This window comes from Emticicia sp. CRIBPO, assembly GCF_009905725.1.
Taxonomy (GTDB): domain Bacteria; phylum Bacteroidota; class Bacteroidia; order Cytophagales; family Spirosomataceae; genus Leadbetterella.
In genome coordinates this window covers 176,386-185,552 of sequence record NZ_JAAAKV010000012.1, presented here as the reverse complement: position 1 = coordinate 185,552, position 9,167 = coordinate 176,386, and the positions used below count along the sequence as shown (strand labels likewise).

10 protein-coding genes are annotated in these 9,167 nt (G+C 44.6%); 4 read left to right on the top strand and 6 right to left on the bottom strand.

What is annotated here, in order from left to right:
• Both GVN16_RS22615 and GVN16_RS22610 read left to right on the top strand, forming a co-directional pair.
• On the top strand, positions 1 to 558 hold a 558-nt coding region (locus GVN16_RS22615), incomplete at its 5' end, for an energy transducer TonB (RefSeq protein ID WP_166566227.1).
• A 150-nt stretch (positions 559 to 708) separates the two neighbouring features.
• Positions 709 to 1,629, top strand: a complete 921-nt coding sequence (locus tag GVN16_RS22610) for a PstS family phosphate ABC transporter substrate-binding protein (protein WP_166566226.1) — start codon at positions 709 to 711, stop codon at positions 1,627 to 1,629.
• Positions 1,630 to 1,697: 68 nt separating this feature from the next.
• Here the strand turns inward: GVN16_RS22610 and GVN16_RS22605 are convergent, their stop codons facing one another.
• Positions 1,698 to 2,648, bottom strand: coding sequence for a YheT family hydrolase (locus tag GVN16_RS22605; protein WP_166566225.1), 951 nt, complete (start codon positions 2,646 to 2,648; stop codon positions 1,698 to 1,700).
• Between the two features lie 189 nt (positions 2,649 to 2,837).
• Between GVN16_RS22605 and GVN16_RS22600 the strand changes: the two genes are divergently transcribed.
• Positions 2,838 to 3,476, top strand: coding sequence for a hypothetical protein (locus GVN16_RS22600; protein WP_166566224.1), 639 nt, complete (start codon positions 2,838 to 2,840; stop codon positions 3,474 to 3,476).
• Here GVN16_RS22600 and GVN16_RS22595 read toward each other — a convergent pair.
• Positions 3,473 to 4,723, bottom strand: coding sequence for an aminotransferase class V-fold PLP-dependent enzyme (locus GVN16_RS22595; RefSeq protein WP_166566223.1), 1,251 nt, complete (start codon positions 4,721 to 4,723; stop codon positions 3,473 to 3,475). The genes GVN16_RS22600 and GVN16_RS22595 overlap by 4 nt on opposite strands.
• 75 nt (positions 4,724 to 4,798) lie before the next feature.
• A complete protein-coding gene (locus GVN16_RS22590; protein ID WP_166566222.1) occupies positions 4,799 to 6,382 on the bottom strand; it encodes a right-handed parallel beta-helix repeat-containing protein in 1,584 nt (527 codons plus the stop codon).
• A 45-nt stretch (positions 6,383 to 6,427) separates the two neighbouring features.
• Here GVN16_RS22590 and GVN16_RS22585 point away from each other — a divergent pair, with 45 nt between their 5' ends.
• Positions 6,428 to 6,655 (top strand): DUF2905 domain-containing protein, encoded by a 228-nt coding sequence (locus GVN16_RS22585; protein WP_310587461.1) that lies wholly within the window; start codon positions 6,428 to 6,430, stop codon positions 6,653 to 6,655.
• Here the strand turns inward: GVN16_RS22585 and GVN16_RS22580 are convergent.
• Genes GVN16_RS22580 through GVN16_RS22570 form a run of 3 tightly spaced genes read right to left on the bottom strand, consistent with a single transcriptional unit; the run spans position 6,635 to position 9,167 of the window.
• Positions 6,635 to 8,164 carry a hypothetical protein gene (locus GVN16_RS22580; protein WP_166566221.1) on the bottom strand — a complete coding sequence of 510 codons (1,530 nt, stop codon included), beginning with the start codon at positions 8,162 to 8,164 and terminating at the stop codon, positions 6,635 to 6,637. The genes GVN16_RS22585 and GVN16_RS22580 overlap by 21 nt on opposite strands.
• Positions 8,161 to 8,658 (bottom strand): metallophosphoesterase, encoded by a 498-nt coding sequence (locus GVN16_RS22575; protein ID WP_166566220.1) that lies wholly within the window; start codon positions 8,656 to 8,658, stop codon positions 8,161 to 8,163. Before GVN16_RS22575 ends, GVN16_RS22580 begins: the two co-directional genes overlap by 4 nt.
• Complete coding sequence (locus GVN16_RS22570) at positions 8,658 to 9,167, bottom strand: NADH-quinone oxidoreductase subunit C (RefSeq protein WP_166566219.1); 510 nt, start codon at positions 9,165 to 9,167, stop codon at positions 8,658 to 8,660. The genes GVN16_RS22575 and GVN16_RS22570 overlap by 1 nt, the downstream gene beginning before the upstream one ends.

Genomic DNA, 9,167 nt, shown 5'->3' with positions numbered 1-9,167 from the left:
CCACCCCCTCCACCGCCGCCGCCGGCTCCGGAAGTGGCCCAGATTAAGTTTCTCCCTCCTGAACCTAAAAAGGATGAGGAAGTAGTTATTGAAGAGCCGCCACCAAAGCTTGAAGAAATTGAAAACAAAGTCATCTCTAATAAATCGGTGGAAGGAGTAGACGCATTGTCGGCCTTTACACCGCCCCCGGCCCCTCCGGCAGAGATCACCAAGCCTGTGGAACTGGAAAGGCCTGCAGAGGAAGATATTTTTACGTCAGTAGAACAATATCCTGCTTTTCCGGGTGGGCAGACCGAGATGTACAAGTTCATCAATTCCAGGATCAATTACCCACCGACTGCACAGAGAAATAGTATTGAGGGTAAAGTCTTTGTAAAGTTTGTGGTGGAAAGGGACGGGTCTATTGGTGCCGTTGAAGTCCAGAAAGGGATCGGGTTTGGTTGTGATGAAGAAACCATCAGGGTGATCAAATCTATGCCGAAGTGGAATCCCGGCAGGCAGAATGGTAAAAATGTACGGGTTTATTTTAATATTCCTGTCTTTTTTAAGCTGGACTGAAATTAATTTTCCGGGTTGTGCTGATTTGCCCTGTATCGTGGACCTTTAAATAATTTCAAAGAAAAAAATGAGACATCCCAGATGGCTCATTTTTTTTGAACTAGTCAATTTATTCTTGTGTTAGTTCTATAATTAACCTCCATTTAATTAATGAAAAACTTTGCTTTAACGGCCTTACTTTTATCCTTAATCGTTTATTCGTGCTCTCCGGCCACAGAATCTGCTGAAGATGACGTATCTATCCGCAAAGGTACCATGGTGATCGCTGCTGATGAATCTCTCCAGCCGATTGTAGATGCCCAGATAGAGGCCTACAAAACCCATTACCCAGAAGTGAATTTTATCAAAAAATATGTTCCGGAACAGAGAGCGATCAACCTGATCCTGAATGACTCTGCGGAGGTGGCCGTGGTTACCCGTGAATTGAACCAGAAAGAACAGGAAGCTTTGGAAAGCAGGCAGATCAAATACCAGCCTGCCAGAATGGCTTTGGATGCGGTGACACTGATCGTCAATAAGAATTTTCCGGATTCTACAATTACCATAGAAAAGTTAAAGAGCCTTTTTGATAGTAAAAGTGCGGGGATAACCCTTGTTTTTGATAACAGCAGCTCCAGTAACCTGAATTTTATGATAGACAGGTTGAAAATCGCGGATCTGCAAAAAGGCAATCTTTTTGCGGCCAAGGGTAATCTTTCTGTTTTTGAACACATTGAAAAGAATACGGCCGCTATCGGCATCATCGGAAACAACTGGATCAGCGACCTGGATGACAGCAAAGCGATAGCCTTGAAAAACAGGATCAAAATTCTGAAAGTGTCGCAAAACGGGGGTAAGTTTTATGGCCCTACATTCAAGAACCTTAAAGACAGGAATTATCCGCTCGAAAGGCTGATTTATATGCATACTACCGAAGACAGATGGGGGATAGCCAAAGGCTTTATCCGTTTCAGCTGTTCACAGGTGGGCCAGCTGGTCGTGGAAAAAATGGGTTTGCTTCCGTTCTACATTATTCCAAAAGAAGTGGTGATAGATAAGACGCCGCTGAGCGAGCAATTGAAAAAGAAATAAAAATATTAAAGATTATTTAGTTTAGGGAAATGTTTAAAGGCTCTTGCTATAATTGCGAGGGCTTTTTTTTATTTAATTTCACCTTCACTGAATCTCAGGGCCAGTTGTTCTGTAATGGTTTCCTCTGAATCGTGCTGCATAAAACCTACATGGCCCCCTTCTTTGAGAATGACCAGCTTGAGATTGGAGTTGCTCTCGGCGTCTCCGAGGTTAAGACAAGGAGGCGACAGAAAAGGATCGTTGGCTGACTGTACAATCAGGGCAGGTATCCGGATGTTTTTAAGGATAGGTTTGACGCTGGCTTTGGCATAAAAGTCTTTGGCATCCACATAACCGTGAAGCGGGGCGGTATACCGGGTATCGAATTCGTCAAAGTTCTTGATTTTACTGTAGCCTTCCACATTCAGAATGGGGTGGTTGGGAAACATGGAGGACTTGATCTCGATTTTCTTGCCCAGTTTCTTTAAAAAACGCTCCATATAGAAGCGTTTGCCTGGTTTGTTGAGCTCGACAACCGAAGTGGGTAAATCGAGCGGTACAGAGGCTGTAACGACCTTTTTTACTTCTTTTGGCAGAAGGTCCGGTTTTTCTGCGGCCAGTCTCAGCGTAAGGCTGCCACCCATACTGAAACCTACCAGGACCACTTCTTCGTATTTATTTTTGTCGATGGCATACTGAACAACATAGCGAAGGTCTTCAGCGTCACCGTGGTGATAGAATCTCGGTAAAAGATTAATTTCTCCGCCGCAACTCCTGCAGTTCCAGCCAAGTCCGTCATATCCGTTTTCGGTAAACTTCCTGATCATCCCTGTAACATAATGGCGGCCGGAGTCACCTTCCAGTCCGTGGGTGACAATGACCAGTTTTCTGGAATTATTGCTGATCCAATCGAGTGTCAGGAAATCGCCGTCAGGTAAAGTTATTCTTTCGCGGGTGTAATGCACTTTCACTTTCCTGAATAAACTCGGATAAATGGTTTGCATATGGCCGTTAAATTGCCAGAAAGGAGGTCTGAACATGTCAATTAAAGTTTGTCACACAAAATACTGTCTAAATATCGGGAATAACAAAGTTTGGGGTCATTTAGATTGTAAGACCGGAATTTACCACATCAAAATGCAATTGCTGCCCGGTTTTGTCGTTCAAATGTCAATTTCTGAAAGATTAATTTATATTTTTGTGTTTCATCAAATACCTCTGAAACCATTATGTTTTTAAAAAGTAAAAATTACCGTGTTGTTCTTTCCGTATTGTTGCTGGCTATAACCGTTTATTTCAGCGGATGTAATTTCCAGAGCAGCGACAGCGAGTCTTCCGTGACTTTTGATTCTACGGCCATCAAAGACAGTTTGTTGATTACTGAAGCCCTGAGAAATACTTATCAATGGTATGAGACCCAAAGCAAGCTGTATGATTTTACCCTCAAGTACAAGAATTCTGTATGTGTGGGTGTGGATCAGGAGGCAGAACTGAAAAGGGTGGAAGAGCTGGAGAAATCCAATTTGTTTGATCCTGTATTTATCGAAACCTACAATAAAATCTCCAGTAAAATTGATACACAGATCAAGACTGACACCGTCAAATATTATGAAGGGGACGGGCTTGAGCTGGACTGGATTTCTGCTGACCCCTGGTGCAATTGTCAGGACAGTCCTGATAAGTATTGGGAAAGCCTGAAAATTAAGTCATTGGTTGTGGAAGGAGATATGGCCACCGTTATCTGGACCTGGAATATGCCCGGAGAATTTCAATATGAAGTGAAGCTCAAAAAGACCGGAAGTGTATGGAAAGTCATGTCACTTCAGGGTTTTGAGAAAATACTTCATCCTGACCCGGTCGAGATTTAAACCAAGGTTTTGACCAAAGCCACAAAACGGTCTATTTCTTCAAAGCTGTTATAAATATGGGTCGATATCCTGATGGCATTCAGATTGCTTTCGGGAACGACCCTTATTCTGAACTTATTTTTGGCGGCAATGGTGTTGAACTCCTTAAAGTCGGTACCCTCAATTTTGAATGTGATCATGCTGATCCTGGATTTTGCTTCCAGGGGGGTCAGCATCTGAATCTTGCTTCCAAGACCTGTCAGGCCTTTTTGTAAGTGTGTCGCAAGTGCCTTGATCCTCTCTTCTATTTTAGCCATGCCTATTTCCTCCAGGAATTTTACGGATTCTTCTGCTCCGGCAAATAAGGCGGCACTCTGTGAGCCGTAGTCATAACGGTGGGCGGTGGCTACATAGCCCTGGAAAGAGGGTGAAGGGGTATTGATGTCCCAGCCGTTATCGGAATAGGCCCCTACCCAGTAGGCTTGCAGGGTGTCGAGGTGTTTTTCATTGACATACAAAAAACCGGTACCGCTTGGCCCCAGCATCCATTTATGGCAGCTGGTCGCATAAAAATCGCAACCCAGGTCTTTGAGGTTCAGGTCAAAAGTGCCTGCCCCGTGAGCTCCGTCGATGGCCGTAAATATGCCTTTGCTTTTGGCGATGGCGGCAATCTCTTTTACGGGGAACACCAGGCCGGTGGTACAGGTAATATGAGGAATCGCGATAACTCTTGTTTTCGGACTGATCAGTTTCTGTATGATGCCGATGTTTTCAGCCGCAGTTTGTGCCGGCAGAAAAGTTTTGAGTACGATGCCATGCAGTTTAGCCCTGTTAAGCCACGGAAGGGCGTTTCCCACGTGTTCGTGCATCGTCAGGATAACTTCATCGCCTTTTTGTAACGGAAGCCCCCAGGCGACTATATTGATGCCTTCAGTGGTATTATGGGTAAGGGAAATTTCTTCGGTTTTGACTTTGACGAAAGCAGCCAGTTTTTCCCGGGCGGTATTGGTGGAGCCGTATTCTCCTGAGATGCTGAATTCGTTGGTTTTGGCAATGACTTTGTCCACTACCCTTTGAGAATTGGGACCTGAAGTACCGTTGTTGAAATAGACCCTGTCTTTGGTCAGCGGAAATGAACTTCTCACATTTTCCCAGAAATCATCAGAAGTAAAAGCGGGCCGGGTAAGGGCGGAAAATGCTTCGGCAGGGAGTACGGAACCGGCTAATCCAACGGTTAGTTTTTGGACGAATTTCCTTCTTGAATTCATTTCTGAGACGTTTTTTTGTTTCTTTGGCTTAATCTGATCAAGATAGAAGTTTCCGGTTGAAATAAGAAAAAAATATCAATCTTTTTTGAATTCTGCAATGCCCGGATCGGGCCTGAGGCCTGTCTGAGTGGGGTTGCCGAAGAAATCCTGAGCCGGAAGGCTGATATCAAACATCTTTTTGAGGTCAAGGCCGCTGTCAATTATCCCGGATTGGCTTGAAAGCCGGAAGCTGATAAGGTTTTTCAATTGATAGGTGTCGGTGATACTGACTTTCAGTGGGCCTTTGAATTGCGGATCAATGACTTTTCCTGTGAGCAGGTTTTCTGTTTTTTCCTGGCCGGTCGCATTTGCCCAGGATAGCAAATCTTTATAGCCTCTGAAGCTGATGTCATCCCGGGTGGATTTCCACCAGATATTCCCCTGGAATTTCTCTCCGGAGGAGGGGCCTGATACCATGTCACCCCTGCCAAGAAAAATATTATTGTAAAAGCCGAAATTCTGATGTTCGCTGTCGGTGTCGAAACGGACTGCGGGTGCGGCATCATTGAACACTACATTATGATATGTCTGTGCGTTGCCGAAGCCTTTGCCGCCCTTGTCTCCGTTCCAGACAAAAATGCCACCTGACGCTTGTCCTTTTTGCCCGTCGTTGTAACTGATGCAGTACCTCAGTACATTGTCGCTCCATTTGTCAGCACCGTAGTATTGAAAAAGCCCGTAACCGGCCCCTTCATTTTCATAAGCCAGGCAATACTGTATGACGGAATGAGTGACCCCGCCGTCCAGGTCGAAGCCGCCGCCGTCTTTTGCCCCTTTTGCTGTTTTATTTTTATAAGCAATGCAGTACTGGATGGTAACGCTGTCAGCCTGATAGGCCCATATGCCCACCGGGCCATTGCCGGTGCGAGGCATGTCCCAGCCGTTTTGAGTGGCCACACAGTGTTCGATAAGGATATTTTTTGATTCTCCCACCAGGATGCCGTTGCCGCTATGGTTGGTCAGGTTGGTGGGATCTCCGGGGTTGTTTTCTGCCAGGCAGTCTTTAATAACTCCGTATTGCGATTGATAAAGAAATATACCCGCAAAGCCATTGCTGACCGCATGAATATTCCGGATTTTAATATCTGTGCTTCCGGATACTGATAAGCCGCTTTTCTGAAATTCTTCAACCCTGATCCGGTCAATGATGATATCTTTCGCATTATAAATCTGAATGCCGGCGGAAGTACTGCCGTTTTTTCTGCCGGAGCCTCTGGCATCGATGTTCCTGAGTTCAAAATACTGGCCCTGAAGCGATATGGCTTCTTTCGAAAGACCGTGAATAGTTGCCCGTCCGGTTCCATAACTTGAGATGATGATCCGGCCGGATGCTTCCCCCCGGAGATTTAATTGCAAAGAGCCGTCAAATCTGTCGCCTCCGTTAAAAAGTAACTGATCTCCGGGTCTTAATCTGATTTTATTGGCGGCGTCGATGGTTTTGATGGGATGGGTCAGGCTTCCTGAGTTGCTGTCATTGCCGTTGTTGCTTACATGAAATGTTTTTGCTGATGTGCTGAACGAAGCTAATGAGGCAAGAGCTGTCAGGAGAATACAGCGAGAAAGGCTTCTGTCAGGGTATCTGACGTGTTTTGCAGAAGATTTCAAAGAATAAATTCTCATGGGTTAATGAATAATGTATTAATTTGCAGCATTCAAAAAGGCTTGATGATGAATCAGAATACAGGTAAAATGTTGATTTTCGGAGGACTGATCATTCTTGTGATCGGTGTGGTCATCTATTTTTCCGGGAACAAACTCAATTGGATCGGGCGGCTGCCTGGTGATATCCGCATTGAAAAGCCCGGTATGAAAATCTACTTTCCTGTGGTCACCATGATTTTGCTGAGTCTGGTGCTGAACCTTATTATCTGGTTAATCAAGAAGTTTTTTTGAATCTACGGGATTGTAGCTGAGCTTGCTCAGGTAAAAAACATCTTTGGTGTTCAGTCCGCCTTCCGCCCGGGTTGTTTTCATGCCATAGGCCACAAAAGTGTTGGCGTACCATGAGGATAGCTCAGAGGAAAAGTCATCCGAATTTTTCTTGCTGTTTTGCTTCAGGTCCAGGTTATAGCTTTCTTTATCTTTACGGTTTCTGGCCACCAGTTCGGTCTTGATCAGGTTCTCATCCGGGAAGGCCAGCAGGTATTTGTCGTCTATTTTGGTTAGCTGCACTTTTTCTTCCAGGAAGGCACTTTCCAGGTTGTTCAGGCCAATGCTGTAATCCCATTTGAGGTTTCCGCTGAAATCAAAGTCACAGATGATGGCGTGCGTAAACCTGTAATTGTTATAGGAGGAGTTCAGCGGAGTATTTAAACCCAGTGTTCTGATGCTGTTTAGACTCAGGTTGGGACTTGATTTGTATTCAGGGTAATAGACTTCTGCTGTAAAAGTAATGCCTTGTTTATCTGTCTGTATATCATGCAGCAAAAGCCTGTGTCTTATCTTGTTTTCCTTGCCTCTTTCTTTCCTGGCCAGCATTTTCATCCTTATCTTCTTTTGTTTCTTTTCAGAAAGATAACTGAAGAAATTGTCAAGGTCGGCAAAATCAAAGTACTTGATCTTCTGGTCGTTTAAGAGGGGATACAGGTAAAAACCTGAAGAGTAATTGGTGCAGTTGTCAGCAAAGTTTCCGGCCAGGATAAGCTGGTTGTCAGGTAAGGTCAGCAGTTTTCCGTTGATGATGACCTTGTTTTTTTCGCCCAGGATTTTACTGTTGATGGATCTGCCCTCATAATCATATATGGAAAGGGTGAATTTGCAGTTTCTCTGGTCGCTGAGCATGACATAAATGAGGGCATTGGCTTCATTGACTTCAATCGAGTTAATCCTCAGGTGATTGGTATGCAGCTGGGGCAAAACCTTGGCCGTCTGGTCAAAAAGGCTGATCATTTCTACCACCGGGCGGTCATTGTAAGTTCCCCCGATAATGGCTTTGCTGCCGACTACCGTAAAATACCCTATGTCCATTTTGGTCAGCAGCTTGGTGTCGGTCACCACGCGGTCGCCTGTCGCGTAATCTACCCTTACAATACTGATATTCAGTCTGTCTGTTTCTCTGAAAAGGCTGTAGACATACTTTTCATTCTGGAAATACTTTTCGAATTTATAACCCAGGGCTACTTTATAGGTAGATTTCCAGATGAAATTTAGTGAAGTGTCGAGTTTCATGAAGTTGACCTTCGAGTCGCGGCCGTAATAGCTGGATTGGGGGTTGACAATGAGCAGTCCGTCTTTTTTCAGGGGGGCGAGGTTGTATTCGTCATTGATATCCCCGTTGATGACAAATTCCACAACTTTGTTTTGAGTCAGCTGAGCTTTCGAGATGAAGGAAATGAAAAGTATGATGGAAAGCATCACAGTTTTCTGGACAATTCCTCTGGTTTCATTCCGGTGATTTTTCATCTTTTGCCTAGTTCAATTACTTCAAGGTTGCTTATTTTCTTTGATTCAAGAGTCATACGCATGATGGTCCGGGTGTGGTGGAAGCCATGGTGTCCTGCCGCTCCCGGATTGATGTAAACAAGGTTTTCGTATTTGTGATCTTTTATCACCCTTAAAATATGGGAATGTCCGCAAATAAACAAGTTTGGCTCATGTTTTTTTAGCAAAGCCCTGATTCTGGGGTTGTAAGTGGGCGGAAGGCTTCCGATATGCGTCAGCAGGACCCTGACCCCTTCACATTCAAAGAAAGAATCTTCGGGCAACTCCCAGCGAAGCTCCTGGTTATCAATGTTTCCGAATACGGCTTTTACGGGTTTAAAAGCCTGCAGGTCTTTCAGTATCTGCGGGTCACCGATGTCGCCGATATGCCAGATTTCATCGCATTCTGAAAAATGCTCAAATACTTTGGGGTCCAGGAAAGAATGGGTATCCGATATCAGACCAATCTTCGTCATCAGTACTTGACTTTTATGCCGTGATACTTTTCCTGTTCCTTGTAATCTTTTCTCAGGGGGTGGCCCTCCCAGTCGGCGGGCATCAGTATTCTGCGGAGGTCTGGATGGTTTTCAAAATTGATGCCCAGGAGGTCAAACGCTTCTCTTTCGTGCCAGTCGGCTGTTTTCCAGACTGAGGAAACTGAAGCTACTTTGGGCAGAAGCCCGTGTTCATCATTCCTCGGGAAAGTAATTTTCAATATCACACTTTTCTCAAAAGGAATAGAGGTCAGATGGTAAATGAGTTCCATTTTACCTTCCTCCGGCCCGTTATCAATCGCTGTTATGCAATTGAGGAAATCAAAATAGTATTCAGAAGAAGTATATAAAAACTTACAGATTTTTAATAACTGAGTAGGGGCAATTTCAATAAAAGGCTGTATGGCTTTCTCTTCAAGGAAAATAACAGAGCTTTCACCAAACTTCTGCCTGATGACGGACGCGATTTGTACGGTAGAAGAGAAATCCAT

What these genes read in the sequence shown, in the direction of transcription:
- GVN16_RS22590 (WP_166566222.1), bottom strand. Translation starts at nt 6,382, where the DNA reads ATGAGAATTTATTCTTTGAAATCTTCTGCAAAACACGTCAGATACCCT.
- GVN16_RS22605 (WP_166566225.1), bottom strand. Translation starts at nt 2,648, where the DNA reads ATGTTCAGACCTCCTTTCTGGCAATTTAACGGCCATATGCAAACCATT.
- GVN16_RS22580 (WP_166566221.1), bottom strand. Translation starts at nt 8,164, where the DNA reads ATGAAAAATCACCGGAATGAAACCAGAGGAATTGTCCAGAAAACTGTG.
- GVN16_RS22600 (WP_166566224.1), top strand. Translation starts at nt 2,838, where the DNA reads ATGTTTTTAAAAAGTAAAAATTACCGTGTTGTTCTTTCCGTATTGTTG.
- GVN16_RS22575 (WP_166566220.1), bottom strand. Translation starts at nt 8,658, where the DNA reads ATGACGAAGATTGGTCTGATATCGGATACCCATTCTTTCCTGGACCCC.
- GVN16_RS22595 (WP_166566223.1), bottom strand. Translation starts at nt 4,723, where the DNA reads ATGAATTCAAGAAGGAAATTCGTCCAAAAACTAACCGTTGGATTAGCC.
- GVN16_RS22570 (WP_166566219.1), bottom strand. Translation starts at nt 9,167, where the DNA reads ATGGATTTCTCTTCTACCGTACAAATCGCGTCCGTCATCAGGCAGAAG.
- GVN16_RS22610 (WP_166566226.1), top strand. Translation starts at nt 709, where the DNA reads ATGAAAAACTTTGCTTTAACGGCCTTACTTTTATCCTTAATCGTTTAT.
- GVN16_RS22585 (WP_310587461.1), top strand. Translation starts at nt 6,428, where the DNA reads ATGATGAATCAGAATACAGGTAAAATGTTGATTTTCGGAGGACTGATC.